24 protein-coding genes and 1 pseudogene are annotated in these 25527 nt (G+C 50.4%); 17 read left to right on the top strand and 8 right to left on the bottom strand.

What is annotated here, in order from left to right:
- Nucleotides 1-73 precede the first annotated feature (73 nt).
- From atpE to NB640_RS06580, 8 genes are all read left to right on the top strand, one after another.
- Nucleotides 74-316, top strand: coding sequence for a F0F1 ATP synthase subunit C (gene atpE, locus NB640_RS06615; RefSeq protein ID WP_269307958.1), 243 nt, complete (start codon nucleotides 74-76; stop codon nucleotides 314-316).
- A gap of 74 nt (nucleotides 317-390) precedes the next feature.
- Nucleotides 391-861 carry a F0F1 ATP synthase subunit B gene (locus tag NB640_RS06610; protein WP_269307957.1) on the top strand — a complete coding sequence of 157 codons (471 nt, stop codon included), beginning with the start codon at nucleotides 391-393 and terminating at the stop codon, nucleotides 859-861.
- Nucleotides 861-1400 carry a F0F1 ATP synthase subunit delta gene (locus tag NB640_RS06605; RefSeq protein WP_269310415.1) on the top strand — a complete coding sequence of 180 codons (540 nt, stop codon included), beginning with the start codon at nucleotides 861-863 and terminating at the stop codon, nucleotides 1398-1400. Before NB640_RS06610 ends, NB640_RS06605 begins: the two co-directional genes overlap by 1 nt.
- Nucleotides 1401-1452: 52 nt before the next feature.
- Nucleotides 1453-3012 carry a F0F1 ATP synthase subunit alpha gene (gene atpA / locus NB640_RS06600; RefSeq protein ID WP_269307956.1) on the top strand — a complete coding sequence of 520 codons (1560 nt, stop codon included), beginning with the start codon at nucleotides 1453-1455 and terminating at the stop codon, nucleotides 3010-3012.
- 32 nt (nucleotides 3013-3044) lie between these two features.
- Nucleotides 3045-3914, top strand: a complete 870-nt coding sequence (gene atpG, locus NB640_RS06595; RefSeq protein WP_269307955.1) for a F0F1 ATP synthase subunit gamma — start codon at nucleotides 3045-3047, stop codon at nucleotides 3912-3914.
- A 57-nt stretch (nucleotides 3915-3971) separates the two neighbouring features.
- Complete coding sequence (gene atpD, locus NB640_RS06590) at nucleotides 3972-5348, top strand: F0F1 ATP synthase subunit beta (protein WP_269307954.1); 1377 nt, start codon at nucleotides 3972-3974, stop codon at nucleotides 5346-5348.
- 81 nt (nucleotides 5349-5429) lie between these two features.
- Nucleotides 5430-5855 carry a F0F1 ATP synthase subunit epsilon gene (locus tag NB640_RS06585; RefSeq protein WP_269307953.1) on the top strand — a complete coding sequence of 142 codons (426 nt, stop codon included), beginning with the start codon at nucleotides 5430-5432 and terminating at the stop codon, nucleotides 5853-5855.
- Between the two features lie 138 nt (nucleotides 5856-5993).
- Nucleotides 5994-6581: a hypothetical protein gene (locus tag NB640_RS06580; RefSeq protein WP_269307952.1), complete on the top strand. Its 588-nt coding sequence runs from the start codon at nucleotides 5994-5996 to the stop codon at nucleotides 6579-6581.
- A gap of 105 nt (nucleotides 6582-6686) precedes the next feature.
- Here NB640_RS06580 and argB read toward each other — a convergent pair whose 3' ends face one another.
- The 5 genes from argB to NB640_RS06555 form a co-directional block, all read right to left on the bottom strand.
- A complete protein-coding gene (gene argB / locus NB640_RS06575; protein WP_269307951.1) occupies nucleotides 6687-7568 on the bottom strand; it encodes an acetylglutamate kinase in 882 nt (293 codons plus the stop codon).
- Between the two features lie 52 nt (nucleotides 7569-7620).
- Nucleotides 7621-8388 (bottom strand): BPSS1780 family membrane protein, encoded by a 768-nt coding sequence (locus tag NB640_RS06570; protein ID WP_269307950.1) that lies wholly within the window; start codon nucleotides 8386-8388, stop codon nucleotides 7621-7623.
- Nucleotides 8385-9341, bottom strand: a complete 957-nt coding sequence (locus tag NB640_RS06565) for a homoserine kinase (protein ID WP_269307949.1) — start codon at nucleotides 9339-9341, stop codon at nucleotides 8385-8387. The genes NB640_RS06570 and NB640_RS06565 overlap by 4 nt, the downstream gene beginning before the upstream one ends.
- Before the next feature lie 37 nt (nucleotides 9342-9378).
- Complete coding sequence (locus tag NB640_RS06560; RefSeq protein WP_269307948.1) at nucleotides 9379-9801, bottom strand: hypothetical protein; 423 nt, start codon at nucleotides 9799-9801, stop codon at nucleotides 9379-9381.
- Nucleotides 9802-9870: 69 nt separating this feature from the next.
- Nucleotides 9871-10626, bottom strand: coding sequence for an LOG family protein (locus NB640_RS06555; protein WP_269307947.1), 756 nt, complete (start codon nucleotides 10624-10626; stop codon nucleotides 9871-9873).
- Here NB640_RS06555 and polA point away from each other — a divergent pair, their 5' ends adjacent.
- Nucleotides 10627-13368 carry a DNA polymerase I gene (gene polA, locus NB640_RS06550; RefSeq protein ID WP_269307946.1) on the top strand — a complete coding sequence of 914 codons (2742 nt, stop codon included), beginning with the start codon at nucleotides 10627-10629 and terminating at the stop codon, nucleotides 13366-13368.
- Nucleotides 13369-13391: 23 nt separating this feature from the next.
- On the opposite strand, the gene NB640_RS06545 is transcribed toward polA, so the two are convergent.
- A complete protein-coding gene (locus NB640_RS06545; RefSeq protein ID WP_269307945.1) occupies nucleotides 13392-14351 on the bottom strand; it encodes a DMT family transporter in 960 nt (319 codons plus the stop codon).
- Between the two features lie 190 nt (nucleotides 14352-14541).
- Between NB640_RS06545 and NB640_RS06540 the strand changes: the two genes are divergently transcribed.
- The 4 genes from NB640_RS06540 (at nucleotide 14542) to folE2 (ending at nucleotide 18492) form a co-directional block, all read left to right on the top strand.
- Complete coding sequence (locus NB640_RS06540; protein ID WP_269307944.1) at nucleotides 14542-14802, top strand: exodeoxyribonuclease VII small subunit; 261 nt, start codon at nucleotides 14542-14544, stop codon at nucleotides 14800-14802.
- Nucleotides 14802-15695, top strand: a complete 894-nt coding sequence (locus tag NB640_RS06535) for a polyprenyl synthetase family protein (protein ID WP_269310414.1) — start codon at nucleotides 14802-14804, stop codon at nucleotides 15693-15695. The genes NB640_RS06540 and NB640_RS06535 overlap by 1 nt, the downstream gene beginning before the upstream one ends.
- The gene (gene dxs / locus NB640_RS06530; protein ID WP_269310413.1) at nucleotides 15695-17533 is read left to right on the top strand and encodes a 1-deoxy-D-xylulose-5-phosphate synthase; all 1839 of its coding nucleotides are present in this window, start codon (nucleotides 15695-15697) and stop codon (nucleotides 17531-17533) included. Before NB640_RS06535 ends, dxs begins: the two co-directional genes overlap by 1 nt.
- Before the next feature lie 152 nt (nucleotides 17534-17685).
- Nucleotides 17686-18492, top strand: coding sequence for a GTP cyclohydrolase FolE2 (folE2, locus tag NB640_RS06525; RefSeq protein ID WP_269310412.1), 807 nt, complete (start codon nucleotides 17686-17688; stop codon nucleotides 18490-18492).
- Between the two features lie 28 nt (nucleotides 18493-18520).
- On the opposite strand, the gene NB640_RS06520 is transcribed toward folE2, so the two are convergent.
- Nucleotides 18521-19078 carry a cob(I)yrinic acid a,c-diamide adenosyltransferase gene (locus NB640_RS06520; protein WP_269307943.1) on the bottom strand — a complete coding sequence of 186 codons (558 nt, stop codon included), beginning with the start codon at nucleotides 19076-19078 and terminating at the stop codon, nucleotides 18521-18523.
- Between the two features lie 108 nt (nucleotides 19079-19186).
- Between NB640_RS06520 and pyrC the strand changes: the two genes are divergently transcribed.
- Nucleotides 19187-20233, top strand: coding sequence for a dihydroorotase (gene pyrC, locus NB640_RS06515; RefSeq protein WP_269307942.1), 1047 nt, complete (start codon nucleotides 19187-19189; stop codon nucleotides 20231-20233).
- Between the two features lie 59 nt (nucleotides 20234-20292).
- Here the strand turns inward: pyrC and NB640_RS06510 are convergent.
- A pseudogene (locus NB640_RS06510) lies at nucleotides 20293-21567 on the bottom strand (malic enzyme-like NAD(P)-binding protein); the annotation flags it as partial.
- Nucleotides 21568-22061: 494 nt separating this feature from the next.
- Between NB640_RS06510 and mnmG the strand changes: the two are divergent.
- The 3 genes from mnmG to NB640_RS06495 all read left to right on the top strand — a co-directional run bounded on the left by mnmG (nucleotide 22062) and on the right by NB640_RS06495 (nucleotide 25503).
- Nucleotides 22062-23981, top strand: a complete 1920-nt coding sequence (gene mnmG / locus NB640_RS06505) for a tRNA uridine-5-carboxymethylaminomethyl(34) synthesis enzyme MnmG (RefSeq protein ID WP_269307941.1) — start codon at nucleotides 22062-22064, stop codon at nucleotides 23979-23981.
- Complete coding sequence (rsmG, locus tag NB640_RS06500) at nucleotides 23978-24658, top strand: 16S rRNA (guanine(527)-N(7))-methyltransferase RsmG (RefSeq protein WP_332880203.1); 681 nt, start codon at nucleotides 23978-23980, stop codon at nucleotides 24656-24658. The genes mnmG and rsmG overlap by 4 nt, the downstream gene beginning before the upstream one ends.
- 74 nt (nucleotides 24659-24732) lie before the next feature.
- On the top strand, nucleotides 24733-25503 hold the full coding sequence (locus NB640_RS06495) for a ParA family protein (RefSeq protein WP_269307940.1): 771 nt from the start codon (nucleotides 24733-24735) through the stop codon (nucleotides 25501-25503).
- Nucleotides 25504-25527: the final 24 nt, after the last annotated feature.

The raw sequence follows: 25527 nt of genomic DNA, 5'->3' as shown, positions 1-25527 counted from the left end.
TGTTAAAAAACCAGCTGTTTTGATTCAACTTTATTTACAACCACTTTTCAACAAATAGAAGGAAAGAAACATCATGACTAACATCGGTTTAATTGCAATCACCTGTGGTTTGATTATTGCTCTGGCTGCTATCGCTGCAGCTTTCGGTATCGCATTAATGGGTGGCAAATATCTTGAAGCTTCTGCTCGTCAGCCTGAACTGATGAACCCGCTGCGTACCAACGTGCTGATTCTTGCCGGTCTGGTCGACGCGGTTTACCTGATCGCTGTGGGTGTTGCAGTTATGTTCGCATTCGTTAATCCGTTTGGCGGCTAATAATTGAATCTGTGCAGTCCGGCAACTGCCGGAACCCAACTGTAAGTGCAAATTATTGATATAAGGAATTTACCGTGAATCTAAATGCGACATTATTCGCGCAATTCGTGGTTTTCATTCTTCTGGCCATTTTTACTGCCAAAGTGGTGTGGCCTCCCTTGATGAAGGCACTTGATGAACGGGCCCAGAAAATAGCGGATGGGCTTGCTGCTGCTGATCGCAGCAAGCAGGAAATGGTCGCTGTTGAAAGGCACGTTCAAATCGAGTTGTCCAAAGCTCGGGAGGAAACTCAGCGTCGTCTGAATGAAGCCGAAAGCAATGCTAACCGGCTTGCTGACGAAATAAAGACGAGTGCTGAAAACCAGGCCGCCCAGATTATTGCCCAGGCGAAAGCAGAAGCGGAAGCAGAAGCATTACGTATAAGAGAGAAGCTGCGAAATGACGTAGCCTCTCTGGCAGTAAAAGGTGCTGAACAGATACTGAAGCGAGAAGTGGATGCATCTGCTCACGAGGCCATTTTGAAACGATTAGCTGACGAATTGTAATTATGGAACTTGCGACTATTGCGCGTCCGTATGCCGAAGCTTTGTTTCGGGTTGCAAAGAAAGAGGATTTGACTGAGTGGTCTGCCCTTGTGGCAGAACTGGCTGAGCTTGGGACCAATGAGGATGTCCAGAAAATGGCTTCCAACCCCAAACTGACCAAACCCCAGATCATCTACACCTTTCTTTCTCTGGTGAAGTCTTCGGAGAACAAGGATGAACTGAGGAACTTCATTGAGGTGCTGGTAGAAAATGACCGGATAAACCTCCTGCCTGAAATCGGAATTCAGTTCCAGGAACTGAAAAACGCAAACGAAGGTATAGCAGATGCTGAAATTGTGAGCGCTTTTCCCATGAGCGAAGGCCAGCTCAATGAGCTGCTTGACACACTGGGAAAACGGTTTTCAAAAAAACTGAAAGCCACGAAAGTAACTGTTGACAACTCCCTGATTGGGGGCGTTGTCGTAACTGTCGGAGATGAAGTGCTTGATCTGTCCGTGCGCGCAAAACTGCAGGAAATGCAGGAGACGCTTGTTTCATAATCAACCTGTTTTACTTCGACACGAACCGAGAGAAAAATAATTAGGAGTTAGTATGCTACTCAACCCGTCTGAAATCAGCGAACTGATAAAAAGTCGGATCGAAGGACTTGGCGACACTGCTGAGATTCGCAATCAGGGCACGATTATCTCGGTGTCCGATGGTATTTGCCGCATTCACGGACTTTCCGATGCAATGCAGGGTGAAATGCTGGAATTCCCCGGAAACACCTATGGCCTGGCGCTGAACCTTGAGCGTGACTCCGTGGGCGCTGTTATTCTGGGTGAATACGAGCATATTTCAGAAGGCGACACGGTCAAATGTACCGGACGTATTCTGGAAGTGCCGGTTGGTCCGGAACTGATTGGTCGTGTCGTTGACGCACTGGGTCAGCCAATTGACGGCAAAGGCCCGATCAGTGCCAAATTGTCCTCACCGATTGAAAAGATCGCCCCGGGTGTTATTGCCCGTCAATCTGTCTCCCAGCCGATGCAAACCGGCTTGAAGGCGATTGACTCCATGGTCCCGATTGGCCGTGGACAGCGTGAGCTCATCATTGGTGACCGCCAGACCGGTAAAACGGCGGTGGCGATTGATGCGATCATCAACCAGAAGGGCCAGGACATGATCTGTATTTATGTCGCTATCGGCCAGAAAGCATCGTCGATCAAAAACACCGTTCGCGCGCTTGAAGATCATGGTGCCATGGATTACACCATCGTGGTCACCGCAACGGCATCCGAATCGGCTGCAATGCAGTATGTCTCTCCTTATTCCGGCTGCGCCATGGGTGAATATTTCCGTGATCGCGGGCAGGATGCACTGATCATTTATGATGACCTGTCAAAACAGGCCGTAGCCTACCGTCAGGTATCCCTGCTGCTTCGCCGCCCGCCGGGCCGTGAAGCATACCCGGGTGACGTCTTCTATCTGCACTCCCGCCTGCTTGAACGCGGTGCACGGGTTAATGCTGAATACGTTGAGCAATTTACCAACGGTGAAGTCAAGGGTAAAACCGGTTCACTGACTGCCCTGCCGATCATTGAAACGCAGGCAGGTGACGTTTCCGCATTCGTGCCGACCAATGTGATTTCCATCACTGATGGTCAGATCTTCCTGGAAACCTCCCTCTTCAACTCGGGTATCCGTCCGGCAATTAACGCCGGCATTTCGGTCTCCCGTGTGGGTGGTGCCGCGCAGACCAATGCGGTTAAAGGACAGTCCGGCGGTATCCGTACCGACTTGGCGCAGTATCGTGAGCTCGCTGCTTTCTCGCAGTTCGCATCGGACCTGGATGACGCAACCCGTCGCCAGCTTGACCGTGGTGCACGCGTTACTGAATTGCTGAAACAGCCGCAATACTCCCCGCTGCCGATCTCACTGATGACAGTCTCCCTCTTTATGGTGAACTCAGGCTCTCTGGATGATATCGAAGTCAAGGACGTTCTCCCATTTGAATCCGGTTTGCATGCCTATCTGAAGGCCCATCAAGCGGAACTGCTCAAGCGGATTGAAGACAGCAAGCGTCTTGAAAAAGAGGACCAGGGTATTTTGGCTACAGCAATTGCCGAGTACAAGCAAGGTAGCGGTTTTGTTGCTGCCGCAGAGGAATGACAACGGTCTTAACGCAATAAGGAGTACGCCTGATGGCATCAAGTAAAGAGATACGTGGTCATATCAAGAGCGTAGAAAACACGAGGAAAATTACCAAGGCAATGGAAATGGTTGCCGCATCCAAAATGCGCCGAGCGCAGGAACGGATGCGGGCATCCAGGCCCTACAGCGATATTGTTCGCAGTATTGCCGCGCATATGACGGAAGCCAATCCTGAGTATGTGCATCCCTTTACGCTTCCCAGAGAAGGGGCCAAACGCGTCGGTTTTGTTGTTGTAACAACTGATAAGGGACTGTGTGGCGGTCTGAATACCAACATTTTGCGCATATCAACCAACAGGATGCGCGCAGAAGAAGAAGCCGGCAATGATATTGTGACGGTAGTCATTGGTAACAAGGGCCTCGGCTTTCTTAACCGTATTGGTGCGAAGATTCTTTCCCACGCTGTGCAACTGGGTGACGCCCCGCGTCTGGATCGTCTGATCGGTCCGCTCAAGGTGTTGCTGGACGAATACCAGGCGGAAAACCTTGACGCGATTTACCTGTGCTACAACAAATTCGTCAATACGATGAAGCAGGAACCGGTGGTCGAACAATTGCTTCCTCTGCCAACGGAGACGCTCTCAACAGGAAACAAGCGTCATTCCTGGGAGTACATCTACGAACCGGATGCGCCGACAGTAATTGACACCCTGCTGGTTCGCTATATTGAGGCACTGATTTACCAGTCAGTGGCTGACAATATTGCATCCGAGCAGTCGGCCCGCATGGTTGCAATGAAATCAGCCAGCGATAATGCCGGTAATGTGATTGCGGAACTGAAGCTGATCTACAACAAGACCCGTCAAGCGGCCATTACGACCGAACTGACAGAGATTGTGGCTGGTGCAGCGGCAGTTTAATTGAATTAAAACCAGAATTTGCTTAAAACGAATTACTAATAATTGAAGGAACGAAAAATGGCGGATGGCAAAATCGTTCAGTGTATCGGAGCCGTGGTAGACGTGGAATTTCCCCGTGAGAACATGCCCAAGGTCTACGATGCCTTGACAATGGAAGGCTCTGAGCTGACGCTGGAAGTTCAGCAGCAGTTGGGTGACGGTATTGTGCGTACCATTGCACTGGGCTCATCAGACGGTCTGCGTCGCGGTATGATAATCCAAAACACCGGTAAACCGATTATGGTTCCGGTCGGCGAGGCTACGCTTGGCCGTATTATGGATGTTCTGGGCAACCCGATTGACGAAGCGGGCCCGGTACAAACAGAAGAGCGTGCATCAATTCACCGCAAACCTCCAAGCTACGAAGAACTCTCCCCTTCCCAGGAACTGCTGGAAACCGGCATCAAGGTGATTGACCTGATCTGCCCGTTTGCTAAAGGCGGTAAGGTCGGGCTTTTCGGCGGCGCCGGTGTTGGCAAGACCGTTAACATGATGGAACTGATCAACAACATCGCCAAACAGCACGATGGTCTGTCCGTTTTTGCCGGCGTGGGTGAGCGTACCCGTGAAGGCAATGACTTCTATCATGAAATGAAAGACTCCAACGTTCTGGACAAGGTTGCCATGGTATACGGCCAGATGAACGAGCCGCCGGGTAACCGCCTGCGCGTGGCATTGACCGGGCTGACCATCGCTGAAAGTTTCCGTGATGAGGGCCGTGATGTTCTGTTCTTCGTTGACAATATCTATCGTTTTACCCTGGCGGGTGTTGAAGTCTCCGCGCTGCTTGGCCGTATGCCATCAGCGGTAGGTTATCAGCCGACACTGGCAGAAGAAATGGGTAAACTCCAGGAGCGCATCACCTCAACCAATGTGGGTTCCATTACCTCCATTCAGGCTGTTTACGTTCCTGCGGATGACTTGACTGACCCGTCACCGGCAACAACCTTTGCTCACCTGGACTCAACGGTTGTTCTTTCCCGTGACATTGCTTCGCTGGGTATTTATCCTGCGGTTGATCCGCTTGATTCCACCTCCCGCCAGCTGGATCCGAATATCGTCGGCCAGGAGCACTATGAGGTTGCCCGTCAGGTGCAGGGTATTTTGCAGCGCTACAAGGAACTGCGGGATATTATCGCGATCCTTGGTATGGATGAGCTGGCTCAGGAAGACAAGCTGGTCGTCGCCCGTGCCCGGAAAATGCAGCGATTCCTGTCACAGCCGTTCAGTGTGGCAGAAGTCTTTACCGGTGCGCCAGGCAAATATGTCCCTCTCAAAGACACCATCAAAGGTTTCAGGATGATCGCTGAAGGTGAGCTTGACCATCTGCCGGAACAGGCATTCTATATGGTTGGCGCTATTGAGGAAGCAATCGATAAAGCGGACAAGATGTAAGTAACCTGCTGATTCCGGCAGTCAGCAGCCCTGTCTGCCGGAACAGCGCAGGATTTTGAAACAAAGACAAAAGGTTCAAGCATGGCAAACACCATACATGTTGACGTGGTTTCAGCAGAAGAGCTGATTTTTTCCGGGGAAGCCGAATTTGTGGCGATTCCTGCAGAAATGGGTGAAATCGGTATTTTGCCTATGCACGCTCCGCTGATCACCCGTATCAGACCGGGTGCTGTCCGCATCAAAAGACCGAACCAGGCTGAAGAAGAATATGTTTTTGTTGCTGGCGGCATTCTTGAAGTGCAGCCTTATGCGGTTACTGTCCTGGCCGACACCGCCATCCGCGGCCGGGATCTTGACGAGGCAAAAGCATATGAAGCCAAACAGGAAGCAGAAGATTCTCTGCTGAACCAGGCTTCCAATATCGATTACGCCAAAGCACAGGCAGAAATCGCAATGGCAATGGCCCAGCTTTCACTGATTCAGAAGCTTCGTCAGCAACGCCATTAAAAACAGGTAACATCCATAAAAAAAGCAGCTGTCACCAGCTGCTGAGAATAATGGTTTTCTATGAATGCTCGCCCATTATTTTCAGTGATATCTTGTATTTTTACGGCATTTTGCTTTAACCTGCCCAGGAGGGTATAAATGAAAAAGCTCATGGCTGTCTTTGCTGTCATTGTGCTCTCCGGTTGCGCCACCACAACGGAATCGTATGAGCCACCGAAAGAATATCCTGTTGAAAGTGTAAGAATATTTAATGCATCGTTCGATACGGTATGGAAGCGTTTGGTTAAAAATCTGAGCAAGGATTTCTTCGTTATCAATAATATCGAGAAAAGCTCCCACATCATCAATGTTTCGTTTTCATCAGACCGCCCATCTGACTATGTTGACTGCGGCACATACACGATCACAACCACTGGATTTGACCCTTTTACATACAAGGCAGAATCATCTTCGACATATGATGACTGGGGAGGTACTGCTGTGCAAAGAACAAGATTGGAAGGCCGAGTAAATATATATGTCGCTCCAGAAAAGAACAAAACAGAGGTTACTGTCAGTGTGAAATATGTTCTTCCGATTGATATCTCGGTAACACACAGGAATAAGCTATTCAAAGAAACACAAACCTACAGCTTCTCATCAAAGCAAAAATATTCCGGCAATGATGCAATCTGCTATTCAAAAGGCGTAATTGAACGGAGCATTCTTGATATGGCCGGGAAATAATTGCCAGAAAGTGAAGGAGTTTATAATACTTTCCCCGTGATCTTATCAATGTCATCAATCTGAGCAGCTGTCACAAGCTGCTTTTTTTATGGGGAAAAATAATCGTTACCCTGAGCGGATCATCGTGCCAAAGGGCTGCTCTGTCAGAATCTCCAACAGCAGCGAATGCTCAATACGGCCATCAATCACGTGTACCGCCTTGACCCCCGATTTGGCGGCATCCAGCGCAGAAGAAATCTTTGGCATCATTCCCCCTGAAATCGTTCCGTCAGCAAAAAGCGCATCAATTTCCGATGCACTCAGATCCGGCAGCAGGTTGTCATTCTTGTCGAGTACGCCTGGCGTATTCGTCATCATGATCAGCTTTTCCGCCTGGAGTATCTTGGCGATTTCGCCGGCGACCAGGTCCGCATTGATATTGTAGGCCTGACCATCATCACTGAATCCGATCGGGGAAATCACGGGGATGAAGGCATCGTCCTGGAGTGCCTTGACCACTGCCGGGTTGATCTCGGTGATTTCACCGACAAACCCGAGGTCAACAAACTGTCCGGGATTTTCCGCATCCGGCATCCGCATCTTCTGCGCATGAATCAGTCCGCCATCCTTGCCGGTCAGGCCGACAGCCTGTCCGCCGTACTGGTTGATCAGCATGACAATATCCTGCTGTACCTCACCGCCGAGCACCCATTCAACCACCTCCATGGTTTCCTCATCGGTGATGCGCATCCCCTGGATAAACGTGCCGCTTTTGCCGATTTTCCTGAGCGCATTGTCGATCTGCGGACCGCCACCATGCACAACAACCGGGTTCATGCCGACCAGCTTCAGCAAAACGATGTCACGGGCAAAGCCATGTTTGAGGCGCTCTTCCACCATGGCATTGCCACCGTATTTGATCACAATGGTTTTGCCGTGAAATTTCTGTATGTAAGGCAGCGCTTCGGCGAGAATTTCAGCTTTGACGGTCGGCGGTAAATTGGTCATTTCAGGTCCTTTATCAATAGACGCGCAGGTAAAGGTCAGGGAAATCGGTAAATCAGGCCTCTGTTACCGGCGTAGGCTTCCCGAATACGTAAATATACATGGAATAAAACGAACAATATACCAGAACAGCCACCACCATCAGCAGGGAAAAAAGGAAGAAAAGGCCGATATTTCGCCCCAGTGCGATCATGATAAGCATATTAAGCAGCATCGGGAGGAAAAATCCGACCAGCATGAGCCCCAGCAGGTAGACAATAAAGGCCTTCCAGGTGCGGAGAATGGTAAAGAAATTGTAAAAGAGGGATTGCCCCACTGGCATGTTTTTCCAGGCGATAAGAGGTGCCACAAACCAGAAAAGCAGCAGCGCAACAAAATTCAGGATGACAGCAACCATGAATGCTTCCCTGAAGTTGGATTCCAGCAGAAACTGCACCTCAAACTGCTCCCCGCCCATCGCCCGCATAAAAATACCGCCATCCACAAAGCTCGACAGATAAACGGCGATGCCCGCCGCCAGAAAATACAGGCCGCCCAGCGCGAAAAGGCGTCGTATGACGGATTTGTTAAACACGGCAAACCCATGTGAAAAACTGAACGGGCGCTCTTCGCTGACGTCATTAATCGCCTGCAGGAAAAAAACAGAAAAACTTGGCGCAATCAGTGGCGGCAGAATCGCGCCGATCAATGGAAACGATCCCACAATCATCATTGCCAGAAAATAGGCAATAAAAAGATTGGTCAACAAAAACGGGCGTTTCCGGAAAAGGGTAAAGCCCTCCTGAATCCAGGTCAGGCCCATACGGGCATCAATTGTTTTCATAGGGAGAGGGATGCTGTACTCGCTGCACGCAATCGCAAAATTCGTTCAAAATGGGTTGGATCATGCGGCGTCAGCATTTCGGCTGAGCGCGGCAGATAAAAGTCATAAAGCCTGGAAATCCAGAACCGCAATGCCGCCGCTCTCAGTATTGTCTGCCAGGCGGCATCTTCGTCAGCTGTAAATGAACGCACTCGTTGATATGCCTCAAGAAAAGCCGTGAGACGGGCGTCATCAAACTCACCCGTATCCAGGCGGATGCACCAGTCATTAACCGCGACGGCCACATCAAAAAGCCAGGTATCATTTCCGGCAAAATAAAAGTCAAAAAAACCGGAGAGCCGCTCACCATCAAACATGACATTATTGCGAAACAGGTCGGCATGCACCGGACCAAAAGGCAACCTGCCATAGCTGTCTGTTCGGGAAAAGGCATCCTGCAATGCCACTTCTTCCTGTAAAAAAGCGGCATTTTCTTCTGACAGGTAACCAATGACCTGCGGCATGGTTTCCTGCCACCAGGAAAGCCCGCGCAGATTGGGCTGGAAAAGGGAATAATCCTTTCCTGCCAGATGCATTTTAGCCATCATTTCACCCACCTGGGCACAGTGGGTCGGTGAGGGGCGTTCCTGCCAGTTTCCATCAAGCTTGGTCACCAGCGCCGCAGGTTTGCCGCAAAGCGTGCCCAATATGCCGCCATCCCTGTCCGGAATGGGGCTGGCCACCCGGATATTGTGTTTGGCCAGGTGATACATCAGATTCAGATAATAGGGAAGCTCTTGCGCTGTCAGCTTTTCAAAGAGGGTGAGCACATACTCACCCTGGTCGGTTGTCACGAAAAAATTGCTGTTTTCGATACCGGAACTGATGCCTTTTATTTCCTGCGCCTGCCCGACATCATACCGGGACAGCCACGGAATCAGCTCTTCTATACTGACAGGGGTAAAAACAGCCATTGAAAATCCGGATCAGCCCAATGCGAAAGAAACCTGCTTACTTGGATGTCGGCGGGGCCGGTGCATCACTGGTATAGTCAAACTCATCCTCCATCTCACCGCCGGTCTGGTCGGTGCGCTGGCCGGTCATATCAAATTCATGCACCCGCCACATGGCCGGACGATGTTTGGAGGTGACATCATCAAAAGCACCACCAAGCGGCTTGTTAGGATAAAGGTAATAGGTGCTGACACCGGTCTGTACCTTGACTTCCGTGACAACGCCCTGCTCTTTGCGCTCCGTGATTTCCTTGGCCGCATCCGGTTTGCGAATGGTAATGGTCGGCTGCTCGACTTCGTCAATCAGCTCAAGCTCTTCAGCAGGTTGCGTGCCTTTTTCCATATCCTGCGCCATGACAAAAGGCGCTGCAGCAAAGGCAGCACAAAATAAAAACAGCCTGAAATCGAAAATCACTCGCATGGTCGTCCACCGCCTGGATAAATGATGGTGTTATTGTAACAAACGCGGCTCCAATGAGAATACCTGATTTTACAGGTACATCATCTTTTGCCGTTCTTCCTCTGACGGGCCGGTTGAACGCAATTCATAGAAATTGAAGATGGCTTCCAGCACCTTGTCCGTATCATCAATCACTGTCATCAGATCCACATCTTCCGGAGAAAGCGTACCATACGGGATCAGGACATTCTTGAGCCACTCGAGAAGACCGTTCCAGAAATCAGATCCAACCAGAATAACCGGAATCCGCCGGGATTTTCCGGTCTGGATCAGTGTCAGCACTTCGCAAAGCTCATCCAGTGTCCCGAAACCGCCCGGGAAAAGGACATAAGCATCGGCGTATTTTGCAAAGGCAACCTTGCGCGGAAAAAAGTGGCGGTAATTCAGTGAAATATTCTGCCAGCGGTTTGGTGTCTGCTCAAAAGGCAGGTCAATATTCAAGCCGACCGACAGGGATTTGCCTTCAAACGCACCCCGGTTGGCCGCGGCCATGATGCCCGGCCCCCCGCCGGAAATGACATGAAAACCGGCATCCGACAGGCGGCGGGACAGCTCCATGCACTGAATATAATAGGGATTGTCCGGGTGAATGCGTGCCGATCCAAAAACGGTGACGGCAGGATTGAGCTCGGACAAGTGTTCGGTAGTCTCGATAAACTCTGACATAATGGAGAACATGCTCCATGATTCACGTGCTTTACGAATCGTGGCATAACTGACATCCTCAACTTCACGCAGCTTGACAATGCCTTTTTCGTTTTTTTCTTCTTTTTCGTCTTTGTCCATATGAAAAAAATCCTGTTATTGGTAGACGGCTCCAGTTTTCTTTACCGGGCATATTATGCCTTGCCCGACCTGCGGAGTCCGACCGGGGAACCAACCGGCGCTATCTACGGCATCCTGAATATGTTGCGCCGTCTGGACCGGGACTATCCGGGAGCATACCTCACCTGCGTTTTCGATGCAAAGGGAAAGACCTTCCGCGATGAACTTTATCCGGAATACAAAGCCAACCGCACGTCCATGCCGGATGATCTCGTCAGCCAGGTTGCCCCCATTCACGATGCCATCAGCCTTTTGGGCTGGCCCATCCTGTCTGTTGAAGGCATAGAAGCCGATGATGTCATCGGCACCCTGGCAAAAAAAGCCAGAAATGAGGGATTTGAAACGATTATTGCAACGGCAGACAAGGATATGGCACAACTTGTCGGCGATGGCGTTACCCTGGTCAATACGATGAGCAACGAAACGCTGGATCGCGAAGGTGTGGTGGAAAAATTCGGTATCCCGCCCGAATCCATCATCGATTACCTTTCCCTGATCGGAGACACGTCAGACAATATTCCCGGTGTTGCAAAAGTCGGGCCCAAAACCGCACTGAAATGGCTGACACAATACGGCACACTCGACAATATCCTGACCCACGCAAACGACATCAAGGGGAATGTGGGCGAAAACCTCCGCCAGTCTGCCGACTGGCTTCCCAGGGCACGCGAACTGATCACGATCCGGACCAATTGTGATCTGGGCACAACCGGTGATTCCATTGAAACCCTCTTTGCCCGAAAACCAGCGGATACGGACGGCCTGAAAAAACGGTTTGAGCAATACGGATTCAAGGCCTGGTTAAGGGAAATGGGGCAGGTTGCGCCTGCACAGCCATCGCCTGCCATTGGGCAGGGATCGCTTTTCGCGGGTGTCCAGACCAGACCTGCACCGGCAAATACCCGATATGAAACGGTCCTGACAGAAGCCGCCCTCGATACCTGGCTGGCCCGTATAACGGCAGCAGACCTTACCGCACTTGATACAGAAACCACCTCTTTAGATCCGATGGAAGCCCAACTGGTGGGTATCTCGCTTTGTGTCGAGCCCGGTTATGCCGCCTATATCCCGGTTGCCCATGACTATCCGGGTGCCCCTGAACAACTGGCACGCGACCTTGTTCTTGGCAAACTGAAAGACTGGCTCCAAAATCAGCAACATAAGAAAGTGGGCCAGAACATGAAATATGATAGCCATGTTTTTGCCAATCAGGGCGTCCGGCTAGAAGGTATTGCTCACGATACCCTGCTTCAATCCTATGTGCTTGAATCACATCGGCGGCATGATATGGCTAGCCAGGCCCTGCGCGTTTTGGACCGGAAAGTCACGGGTTACGAGGAAATCTGCGGCAAAGGCGCATCCCAGATCGGCTTTGCCGAAGTGGATATTGCCACCGCAACAGACTATGCGGCAGAAGATGCCGATATCACCCTGCAACTGCATGAAGCCATGTGGCCGCTTATCCGGGATGATGAAAAACTGGCCTTTATCTATCAAGACATTGAATTGCCGACCGAAGTTGTCCTGCAGAAAATCGAACGGCAGGGTGTCCTGATTGATGCCCGGCTTCTGGCCGATCAATCCGAAGAGCTGGGAGAAAAAATGGAAGTTCTCCAGGAAAAGGCATATGAGGCAGCAGAACAGCCATTCAACCTGAATTCACCCAAACAGCTTGGCGAGATTCTTTTTGACAAACTCCAGCTTCCTGTTGTGAAAAAAACACCTTCCGGCACGCCGTCAACTAATGAAGAAGTGCTGCAAAAACTTGCGGAAGACTACCCGCTGCCCAAAATTATTCTCGATTATCGGGGCATGGCCAAGCTGAAGTCCACCTATACGGACAAGCTGCCGCGCATGGTCAATCCCGCTACCCATCGGGTACATACCAATTTTGCCCAGGCCGTTGCCGTGACCGGCCGCCTGGCATCAAGCGATCCGAACCTTCAGAATATCCCGATCCGAACCGCCGAAGGGCGCCGGATACGCGAAGCATTCATTGCCCCGCCCGGCAGCAAAATCGTCTCGGCAGACTACTCCCAGATCGAATTGCGTATCATGGCACATATGTCTGAAGATCCGGGGCTGATCCGGGCGTTTGCAAATGGCGAAGACATCCACCGCGCCACCGCCTCGGAAATCTTTGACGTGACACCGCTGGAAGTTTCAGGTGAGCAGCGGCGCCATGCCAAAGTCATCAATTTCGGGCTGATTTACGGCATGAGTGCCTTTGGCCTTGCCGGCAATCTTGGTATCAGCCGTCATGCGGCACAGGATTACATTGAACGCTACTTTCACCGTTATCCCGGTGTTGCCCGCTATATGGAAAATATCCGTCAACAGGCCCGGGAAAACGGCTATGTTGAGACGGTTTTCGGCAGACGCCTGTGGCTGCCGGAAATCAACTCGCCCAATGGACCGCGCCGGCAGGCGGCTGAACGTGCGGCAATCAACGCCCCCATGCAGGGAACCGCAGCTGACATCATCAAGCTGTCGATGATTGCGGTCCAGGACTGGCTGGAAAAAGAAAAGCTGACCTCGAATCTTATCCTGCAGGTACACGATGAACTGGTACTGGAAGTGCCCCAAAGCGAGCTGGAACTGGTGCGCCAGCACCTTCCGGAACTGATGTCACAGGTTGCGCAACTGAAAGTCCCGCTTATCGCAGAAGTCGGCGCTGGCAACAACTGGGATGAGGCGCATTAACGTCTCTTTACCGTAACGGGGACTTATTCTTTTTCGGGGCCAGTACGGGACGTCTGCATCAACCGTTTTTTCGCTTCCTGAAAAGTGGCTGATGTTGCGGCCATCTTGTGACGGACATCAAAAAAGGTTGTGGTCATACCACTTCCCATGATGATGGCGATCCCAAGCCAGCCGATGATACCCAGCGCATCATCCCATATCAGGATGCCCCAGATGCTGGAAAAAACAATACCCGTATACTGCAGATTGGCCGTCACCAGGGTTTTGCCCAGGTGATAAGCCCGCGTCATGGCCACCTGGGCAATGGCCGCTGACACACCGATAACGGCCAGCAGGGAAAAACCATACCCGTCATGAGAATGCCATATCACACCGTCACTTCCTGGCAAGTAAGCACTCACTATGCAAGCCAGTGCGGCACAAATCGACCCGATCACGCAAAAGTAAAAAACCACCCGGTATTCGGGTTCTCCCAGTTCTCCCAGGCGTCTGACCTGAAGGTAAGCCATCGCTGCCAGCGCACCGGAAACCAGGCCAACCAGGCCGGCGAACCACTGGTCGGCATGAATGGTCGGACGAAGCAGTAGCGCCACGCCAATGAAGCTGGTCAGTATGGAAAATACCAGACGCCATTCAAACCCCACTTTACGTTTTACAATCCCGATAAGGAAAAGAAAGGCCGCAATCCAGATCGGCGACATGTAATTCAGTGTCACGGCTGTGGCAAGCGGAAGAAACACCAGGGCATAAAACCACAGCCCGTGCGCCGTGACGCCAACCACGCCACGCCACAGGTGCTGCCAGAAAAATGCCGTGCGAAAGCTTCCCTTCCGGGCGAGCACCACAAAAAACATGAAAATCGCCCCGATAAGACTGCGATACATGACAATCTCGGGCGTCGTATAAATGCCGGAGAGCAATTTGACGCAAACGCCCATCAGGGAAAACAGCAGCGCGGCAAATACCATCCAGAGCGATTGCATGAAATAATGCCTTTTAATGGTTGGGTGCCGGCTGCATCCTGGCTCTGCCTCTGTCACGATGAAAGCACACTGAAATCATGGCATTAAACGAAGCTGGCGTATAATAATCGGTTTGAGCGCATGATTTTGCATGCGCAGGTAGTGGAGTGATTTTACACCTGCTGCCAGAACTGTTGAATGGATCGTTTTCATGTCCGATAAAACTGAAAAAAACACTGACAAAACAAAAATTGAATCCTTTGAATCCGCCATGGCCGAACTGAGCCGTCTTGTTGCCCAGCTTGAGGAAGGGGAACTGCCGCTTGAAGCATCCATTACCGCTTACCAGCGTGGCGTGGAACTGGTGCGATACTGTACCGCCCAACTGGAAAAAGTCGACCGGCAAATCGAAGTCCTGGACAAGGAGATGCTTAAGCCCTTTGAACCGGACAGTGCAACCGAAAGCAAATGATGGCAGACCGGATTTCTTTTGAAGACTGGATGCAGTCTGTACAGACGACAATGGAAGAAACGCTGTCGACCCTGCTTCCTGCTGCAACCCAAACACCTGAGCGCCTGCATGATGCCATGCGTTATGCTGTCCTGGATGGCGGAAAACGTGTTCGCCCCCTGCTGGTATTTGCCGCAGGCGTCCTTTTTGATGCCCCTCATGCCGCCATGGCACGCGCCGGGGCTGCCGTTGAAATGATTCATGCTTATTCACTCGTTCATGACGATATGCCCTGCATGGATAATGATGTGCTACGGCGGGGCAAACCGACTGTTCATGTCCAGTACGATGAAGCCACGGCGCTTTTGGCTGGCGATGCACTCCAGTCCCAGGCATTCACCATCCTTTCACGGCAGGAGATTGACCCTGAACGCACCATCCAGATGCTGCAGATACTGAGCGAAGCCGCAGGGTCACTTGGCATGTGCGGCGGACAGGCCATTGATCTGGCAAGCGTTGGGCACAACCTTTCCCTGGAACAGCTCGAACAGATGCACGGCCTCAAAACGGGTGCCCTGCTTGAGGCTTCCGTTTTTCTGGGTTGTCTTTGCGGGCGTTTCCCCGGTACGGATGAAGCCCGGGCGCTTCAAGCCTATACCAAAGCCATTGGCCTCGCCTTTCAGGTGGTCGACGATATTCTGGATGCAACAGCGGATTCTGAAACCCTCGGCAAAACGGCAGGCAAGGATGCAGCCGATGACAAGCCAACCTATGTCTCGATTCTCGGGCTGGACCAGTCAAGGGCGCTGGCGGAAAAACTCCGGCTTGATGCCCATCAGGCACTGGGCCTGTTTGATGAAAAAGCAGACCGGTTAAGGCAGCTTGCCGACCTGATCGTGCAGCGGGATAAATGATGAATCTGCTCAGCACGATTAATGATCCGTCAGATCTGCGCAAACTGCAGCGTTCGCAACTGGACCGGCTGGCAGCTGAACTGCGTGAATTCATCATCCAGTCCGTCTCCCGTACCGGAGGCCATCTTTCTTCCAACCTGGGAACCATCGAGCTCACCATCGCACTGCATTATGTCTTCAATACGCCGGTGGATCGCCTGGTATGGGATGTCGGCCACCAGAGTTATCCGCACAAAATCCTGACCGGACGGCGCGAACAGATGAAAACCCTGCGCCAGCTCAATGGCATGTCCGGCTTTCCCAGGCGCTCGGAAAGCGAGTATGACGCATTTGGCACTGCACACTCTTCCACGTCCATTTCCGCCGCCTTGGGAATGGCGATGGCTGCCCGGCTCAAGGAGGAAACCTATCACTCCATTGCCGTTATCGGTGACGGCGCCTTGACGGGTGGCATGGCTTTTGAAGCACTGAATAACGCCGGTGTTTATGAAAACATTAAAATGCTGGTGATACTCAATGATAATGACATGTCCATTTCCCCACCGGTCGGCGCCTTGAATCGTCATCTGGCACGCCTGATATCCGGCAAATTCTATACTGCCGCCAGAAATGTCGGGAAAATGCTTCCCACGCCGGTACAGGAAATTGCCAAACGCCTTGAAGAACATGCCAAGGGCATGATTGTGCCGGCAACGCTTTTTGAGGAATTCGGCTTCAATTATATCGGTCCCATTGATGGTCATGACCTGGATTCCCTGATTCCGACCCTGCAAAACCTCAAACAGCTTGACGGTCCGCAGTTCCTGCATGTGGTGACCAAAAAAGGGCAGGGATACAAGCTGGCAGAAGCTGATCCGATCCTGTATCACGGATTGGGCAAATTCAGCCCGGAAGAAGGCGTCAAACCGGTTGTTTCTGCACGTCCCGCCTACACGGATGTTTTTGGCAAGTGGCTGTGCGACACGGCATTTCAGGACAACCGTCTTGTCGGCATTACCCCTGCCATGCGGGAAGGTTCCGGCATGGTGCAGTTTGCATCGCAATATCCGGACCGCTATTTTGATGTGGGTATTGCTGAACAACATGCAGTGACCTTTGCTGCCGGACTGGCCTGTGAAGGACTCAAGCCGGTTGTAGCCATCTATTCCACCTTTCTCCAGCGCGCCTATGATCAGCTGATTCATGATGTCGCCCTGCAGAATCTGGATGTCACCTTTGCCCTTGACCGGGCCGGTCTGGTAGGCGCCGATGGCGCAACCCACGCCGGCAACTACGATATGGCCTACCTGCGCTGTATTCCCAATATGGTCATCATGGCGCCAGCTGACGAAAATGAGTCGCGTCAAATGCTTTCCACAGCTTTCCACTATAATGGACCCGCAGCGGTTCGCTATCCGCGGGGTCATGGCCCCGGTGTACCGGTCAGTGAAGACTTCGCCACGATACCGGTTGGCAAGGCAGAAAAACGGCGCGAAGGCCGAACCATTGCCATACTGGCTTTTGGCAGCATGCTTGCCCCGGCATTACAGGCAGCAGAAAAGCTGGATGCAACCGTCGTCAACATGCGCTTTGTCAAACCACTGGATGAAGACCTGATTCTGGAAATGGCAGAAACACATACCGCATTTGTCACCCTTGAAGAAGGAACCATTGCAGGCGGCGCCGGTGCAGCAGTAGCGGAATATCTCTCTGAAGCGGGAATCACGCTGCCGGTAATGATGCTGGGCCTGCCCGATGAATTTATCGAACATGGTGAAGTCGGGCAACTCCTCTCCCTGCACAGGCTGGACGCAGACGGGATTGTGGAAACCATCAGGGAACGGTTTCCCGCAGAATAACCGAGGCAACGCTTCAGGGAATTTGAAAAAACAGGTGCAGTTGATGTACCTTTAAAGGCTTTATCATGAATTTACGCGATACATGCACTTATGCGGCAGACTGGGACAGGGTTTCAGCAGGCTGTACATCCGATGCGGTATCAGATACGACTATGAATCTGGAAAACATTACTATCCCGGATGTGCAAAGCTCAACCGATACTAGGCGGATCGCCATACAGCGAGTCGGTGTCAAGGGCGTCAGGCACCCCTTCCGGATAAAAACCGCCTCCGGCATCCAGCCCACTGTGGGTACCTGGAACATGTACGTGCAGTTGCCCGAAGATAAAAAGGGCACGCACATGTCCCGTTTTATTGCCCTGCTGGAGGAAACCAATAGGGAAAAAGCGCCCGCACTGGATGTCGCATGCTTTACCGGACTGGTCAAAAACATGCTGAAGCTGCTGGATGCTTCAGAAGGACGGATTGAAGTCACCTTTCCTTATTTCGTCAAAAAAGCGGCGCCCGTCTCCCAGGTGGAAAGCCTGCTGGATTATGAAATCACATTAACCTGCGAAATCAGGTCCGGCAATGTGGAAATCTGGCAGAAAGTCCTTGTTCCGGTCACCAGCCTTTGTCCCTGCTCACGGGAAATTTCCGCTTATGGCGCCCATAATCAGCGGTCACATATCACTGTCAATGCGCTGTTAACATCCGATTTCCCGGTGGAAGAACTGATTGCGGGCATTGAAAAGCAAGGGTCCTGTGAACTTTACGGGTTGTTAAAGCGCCCGGATGAAAAATTTGTCACCGAACGCGCCTACGAAAACCCCAAATTTGTTGAGGATCTGGTTCGCGATGTGGCAGGTGTATTGAATGCGGACGACCGTGTGATGGCATATACCCTCGAAGCGGAAAATTTCGAATCCATACATAACCATTCCGCTTATGCCCTGATCGAATGTGATAAAAGGGCTTGAACAACGCTGTTTTCTGTAAAAACGACGCTCACACAGCGTCGTTTTTACTTTTCTGCCACAGTCGATCCGGTTTCCCGGCTTCCCGGTTTACAACCCGCGCATAGATAAAAAGCAGGTCCGAGAGCCGGTTGAGATATTTCCCGATCGCTTCAGAAATGTTTTCTGATTCGGCCAGCACAAAAATCGAGCGTTCAGTGCGGCGACAGACACTGCGAGCATAATGCAGCAGAGCGCCTTCCCGTATCCCGCCTGGCAGGATAAATCCCTGCAGGGACAACAGATTGGCATCATATTTTTGTGCCTGGTTTTCCAGGCGTACCACCTTGTCTTCTCCCGTCAGTTTTTGGGGAGAGCCGGCCAGTTCGGCACCGATATCAAAGAGATCATTCTGTATGGCTATCAGTTCCGATTCGATTTCAGCAGACAGGTTTTCAGAAAGCAGCAAACCAATCAGGGAGTTGAGCTCGTCCACACTACCAATTGCCTCAATACGCGGGCTGGATTTTGCCACCCGGCTGCCGTCAGCCAATGTCGTCATACCGCCATCACCCATTCTGGTCATAATTCTGATGGTTTTTTTAAACATATTTCCCTCCCTCATGCCTTATATAACTGACATGAGCATACGTTATCCCGGTGTACAAAGTAAAATACACGCTTAAGATCAACCAATATCTTATGAGAAAGATTTTGCATGTCACAAACTCGAATTGACCGAATCGAAATCACCAGGCCGGATGACTGGCACCTGCACTTAAGAGATGGTGATACCCTCCAATCCGTTATCGGGCACTCTGCCGCCCAGTTCAAGCGGGCCATCATCATGCCTAATCTGCGTCCGCCTGTCACAACAACCGGTCAAGCCATAGCTTACCGCAAGCAGATTTGTGCCGCTATTCCTTCCGCTTCCGGGTTTGAACCCCTGATGACCCTTTATCTGACAGACAACACATCACCGGATGAAATCAGAAAAGCCAGGGAAAGCGGCATTGTTTATGCCGTAAAACTCTATCCGGCCGGTGCAACAACCAATTCAGATGCCGGTGTTACCGATATTGCAAAATGTATGAAAACACTGGAAGCCATGCAGCTTCATGGCTTGCCGCTTCTGATGCATGGTGAGGTAACCGATCCGGAAATTGATATTTTTGACAGGGAAGCGGTTTTCATTGACCGGGTACTGCTACCTCTCAGGAAAGCCCTGCCCGAACTCCGCATTGTCTTTGAACATATCACAACCAAAGAAGCGGCACAGTACGTGGCACAGGCCGATGACAGGATTGGTGCAACCATTACGGCTCACCATCTTCTTTTTAACCGCAATGCGCTATTTACCGGCGGTATCTGCCCGCATTACTATTGCCTGCCGGTTCTCAAAAGAGAAGAAAACCGGAAAGCACTCATCAAGGCAGCGACAAGCGGCAACAGCCGTTTTTTCATTGGCACGGATTCAGCCCCTCATGCAAAAGACCTGAAAGAAAACGCCTGCGGCTGTGCAGGGTGCTATACCGCCCTGCATGCTATCGAACTGTATGCCAAAGCCTTTGATGAGAATAATGCGCTGGAGCGCTTTGAAGCCTTTGCCAGCATAAATGGTGCCCGGTTTTACGGTTTACCCCCTAATACGGAAAAAATCACCCTGGCAAGACAGCCATGGTTGATTCCTGAAGCCCTTCCTTTCGGAAAGGACAGCGTAGTCCCTTTAATGGCAGGTCAGACGCTGGAATGGAAAAAAATCTGAAAAACCCCCGCACTTATATGCAGGGATTTTTGGGTAAAAAGCCTTTGTCAGGAAGCTGCTTCCAGTTTTTTCCGGTAAGCTGCCATATCAGTAATTGGCTGCCTTGCCACGCCTGAATTCATCGCTGCCTGTACCACCGCAGGCGCTATCCTGGATAACAGGCGGGTATCAAACTGCATGGGCAGGAAGTATTCCGGGCCAAATTCGAATTTTCTGCCATACATAACCTCCAGTTCCGGCTGGACCTTTTCTTCTGCCAGGGCAGCCAGCGCCCGCATTGCAGCCAATTCCATTTCCTTGTTGATGGTACTGGCCTGGCAATCCAGCGCCCCCCTGAAAATATAAGGAAAGCACAGCGAATTATTTACCTGGTTTGGATAATCAGACCGTCCGGTTGCCATCACTACATCCGGTCGGGCTTCTTTTGCCACTTCAGGCAGGATTTCAGGCACAGGATTGGCCAGCGCAAGAATAACCGGCTTGTCTGCCATCATCCTGACCATTTCCGCTTTTAACACATTGCCTGCAGAGAGCCCAAGAAAAACATCCGCATCAGAAATGACATCTGTCAGGGTACGGTGGGGGGTATCCTGCGCATAAACTTCCTTGTCAGGATCCATCAATGCTTTTCTGCCCTTATAGACAACCCCTTCAATATCTGTCACCCAGATATTTTTGAGAGGAAACCCGAGATCAACCAGCAGTTCCAGACACCCCAGGGCACCTGCCCCGGCACCTGATACGACCAGCTTGCTGGTTTCAATATTTTTTCCCACCATTTTCAGCGCATTTAAAATGGCCGCACCAACCACAATTGCCGTACCGTGCTGGTCATCGTGGAAAACAGGGATATTCATTCTTTCCCGCAACGTGCGCTCAATATAAAAACACTCGGGCGCACGAATATCCTCAAGGTTGATTCCACCAAATGTCGGCTCCAGCGCAGCGACAATATCACAGAATTTATCCGGATCAAGTTCATCCACTTCCAGATCAAAAACGTTAATTCCGGCAAATTTTTTGAACAGGACGCCTTTGCCTTCCATAACAGGTTTGGAGGCTAACGCACCAATATTACCCAGTCCCAGTACTGCCGTTCCATTAGAAATCACCGCTACCAGATTGCCTTTTGTCGTGTACTGATAGGCTGTGGCAGGATCTTTATGAATTTCCTCACAGGCAGAAGCTACGCCCGGGGTATAGGCCAGTGCAAGGTCATTCTGGTTATTGACCTGTTTGGATGGTTCCACACTGATTTTTCCAGGAACGGGATTCTGGTGAAAAGTCAGCGCACTTTGCCTGAGCTGTTCTTTTTTCTGTTCTTGTGAATTCATATTTATGCCTCTAGAGAAAATACATCGTGATTCCAATCAAGACAAAGATTCTATCAGATGCCTGATTAAAAAAATTTAATTTCATTTTGAATTAAAATGACTTCCCGTTTTTATTAATAATATTCTTTATATAAGAATAAGATTAATAAAGGTATGTCAATTCTGTGGAAAAGTAATAAATAGTTCTTAAAATCAAAAAGTTATAGTATTCTTAACCCCAAGAAGAACTTTGTAATAAAGTTGGATAAAAACCAGTCAATTCAAAATACTGCTTTTATACCCAGATAATTAACTGTTTATTAACAAAATTATCCACAGATCGTTAATATTATTACTTTGATAACATTAACAAATATATAATATTAAGATAAAATCTCTGATTAATTTCTTTCTTTTAATATGATAGTGTCTGAAATATTTTTTATATTTTACGTTCATATTATTTTCACGATAAAGATAAAGTTGGAATGTTTCACGTGAAACATTATTAAATTATGGTTTTTCCTGAGCAGTTTGATGTAATTGTTGTTGGTGGTGGGCATGCTGGTACAGAAGCAGCACTGGTTGCGGCTCGTATGGGTAAACAAACTCTGTTGGTTACGCATAGTTTTGAAACGTTGGGTCAGTTATCCTGTAACCCCTCTATTGGGGGTATTGGAAAAGGGCACTTGGTCCGAGAAGTAGATGCAATGGGTGGTGTTATGGCACTGGCTTCTGATGAAGCTGGGATTCAGTTCAGGATTTTGAATTCTTCCAAGGGGCCAGCTGTTAGGGCAACGCGTGCACAAATTGATCGGAATCTTTATCGCCAATCAATCCGTTATCGATTGGAAAATCAAAAAAATCTGCTTTTATTCCAACAGCAGGTGGATGATCTTATTGTCGAGGGAGATCGGGTTGTTGGGGTGGCGACGGAAGGCAGTGTACGTTTTAAGGGGAAGGTGGTTATTTTAACGGTGGGTACCTTTCTGGATGGAATGATATTTATTGGATTACATTCACACCCAGGTGGCAGAGCAGGTGATGCACCTGCTGTTGCACTGGCACACCGTTTGCGGGATATGGCCTTGCCTCAGGGTAGATTAAAAACCGGAACGCCACCGCGTATTGATGGAAAAACGATTAATTTTGATGTGATGGATCGACAGGATGGTGATCTTGATCCTATTCCTGTATTTTCTTTTAGGGGTGATTCGGATATGCATCCTGCCCAGATGCCCTGCTGGATTACCCATACAAACACGGAAACACATGATATTATCCGGGCTGGTCTGGATAGAAGTCCAATGTTTACCGGCATGATAGAGGGAATTGGTCCGCGGTATTGTCCTTCCATTGAAGATAAAATCCATCGGTTTTCTGATAGAAATTCCCATCAGATTTTTTTGGAGCCGGAAGGTTTACATACGCATGAATATTATCCCAATGGGATTTCAACCAGTTTGCCTTTTGATATGCAGATAGATCTTGTGCGTACCATGAAAGGGATGGAAAACGCGCATATCCTCAGACCAGGATATGCTATTGAATATGATTATTTTGATCCGCGCAGTCTGAAGGCTTCTTTGGAAACAAAACAAATCAAGGGACTTTATTTTGCCGGCCAGATTAATGGCACAACGGGTTACGAGGAAGCTGCCGCCCAGGGATTGCTGGCGGGAATTAATGCCTGTCGTTTTATTGATGATCTTGAGGCATGGGTGCCAAAACGAAATGAAGCCTATATGGGTGTCATGGTGGATGACTTGGTGACGCAAGGAGTACAGGAACCTTATCGTATGTTTACCAGCAGGGCTGAATATCGTTTGAGCCTGCGGGAAGATAATGCGGATATTCGCCTGACAGAAACAGCGTACCGGATGGGTTGCATCAGCCAGGAACACTGGGAAATGTTTGAAAGGAAAAGGGAAAAAATAGCCCGAGAAATAGAACGGATGAAATCAACCTGGGTACATCCTCATATGATCGATCAGCATGAGGCATCACGGGTTATCGGCAAGACAATTGAAAGAGAATATACCTTGGCGGATCTATTGCGGCGTCCGGATGTCAATTATGAAAATTTGATGAGCCTGACTTCCAGGGAAGGGAAAAACTGGGCACCGGATGATGATCTTGAAAAAGCGGTAAGAGAACAGATTGAAATCCAGATAAAGTATGCGGGTTATATAGAAAGACAGCTGAAGGAAGTTCGCCGGCAGCAGTATTATGAAAATCTTCGGTTCCCGGATGATATGCAATATGCAGAGGTTTCTGCGCTTTCCATGGAGGTACGGCAAAAACTGGATGTGCAGCGTCCTGAAACACTGGGGCAGGCTTCGCGCATTTCGGGCGTGACGCCGGCAGCAATTTCTTTGCTGTTGGTATATCTGAAAAAACGCGGGTTGGTTGATTTTGCGGAGGCGGAAGCATGAGTATGGCGAAAGCGTTGACTGCAGGAACGCCGTTTTACCGTTCTGATCAGCTGGAGGAAATGCTGGTAGAAGGGAGCCGGGAAATCGGGATTGACCTGGATGAGTCCATGATCACTCAATTGCTGGCATACCTCACCCTGCTTTCGCGATGGAATACAGTGTACAACCTGACTGCGATCCGTTCTCCGGAGGCCATGATTACACATCATCTTCTGGATTCCCTGGCGGTTGTGCCGGCCTTGAAAGAAGGCAGGCATATTCTCGATGTGGGGGCTGGTGCCGGGTTGCCGGGTATCGTACTGGCTATTCTTTATCCGGAAACCGCCATTTCGCTGATTGATGCCGTGCAGAAGAAAACGGCGTTCCTGTCCCAGGTGAAGGCGGAGCTGCGCCTCAAAAACGTGACCGTACATACCGGCCGTGTTGAGAAACTGCGGATACCCGAAAAATTTGATGTGATCATTTCGCGCGCATTTTCTGACTTATCCCAGTTTGTGGAATTATCCGGGCACCTTCTGGCGGATGCCGGGAAGTTTTATGCCATGAAGGGGACATTGCCTGAAAAGGAAATGGCGGCGCTTCCTGCTGGATTGAAAGTACAGGCTGTTGTACCATTGAAAGTTCCATTCCTTGATGCAGAGCGGCACCTGATTGTCATGGAAGAAGAGCCTGCCTGACTGATTTTCGACTGTTCCCGCGACATGCAGGGACACTGTTTTGAACCCGTTATTACTCGCTGGACGACAAACCCATGGCTCGAATTTTCTGTATAGCGAATCAAAAAGGTGGTGTTGGCAAAACCACGACAACCGTGAATCTCGCCGCCGGACTTGCCCGTCTTGAGCAGCGTGTCCTTTTAATTGATCTGGATCCTCAGGGAAATGCCACGATGGGTTCCGGTATCCAGAAGGCGGATCTGGATAATTCGGTTTACCAGGTTTTATTGGGGTTGTCAGATGTATCCGGCGCAAGGCAGCTCTCAGAGAGCGGGGGGTTTGACGTATTGCCTTCAAACCGGGATCTGGCTGGTGCAGAGGTGGAACTGGTCGACATGGACCAGAGGGAACACCGGCTGAAAGAAGCGCTGCAACAGGTCAATGATCAGTATGATTTTATTCTGATTGACTGCCCGCCAGCGCTTTCCATGCTGACGATTAACGGCCTGTGCGCGGCAGACGGGGTCATCATTCCCATGCAGTGTGAATATTATGCACTGGAAGGATTGTCTGACCTGGTCAATACCATCAAGCATGTGCACGCCAATCTCAACCGGGACCTGCAGATTATCGGGTTGTTGCGGGTCATGTTTGACAAGCGGGCAACCCTCTCACAGCATGTGTCCGCCCAACTGGAACACCATTTTGGCGACAAGGTATTCAAAACAGTTATTCCACGCAATGTCCGGCTGGCCGAGGCGCCTTCATATGGCATGCCCGGTATTGCGTTTGACCCTTCCTCAAGGGGAGCCCAGGCGTATATTGATTTCGGCAATGAGATGCTGACCTGGTTGGATCGCCGATAATCATCGGGCACAAAATAATACGGT

This window comes from Oxalobacter vibrioformis (assembly GCF_027118995.1).
Taxonomy (GTDB): domain Bacteria; phylum Pseudomonadota; class Gammaproteobacteria; order Burkholderiales; family Burkholderiaceae_D; genus Oxalobacter; species Oxalobacter vibrioformis.
The sequence above is the reverse complement of the archived record's forward strand: the minus strand, read 5'-3'. Positions and strand labels throughout refer to the sequence as shown.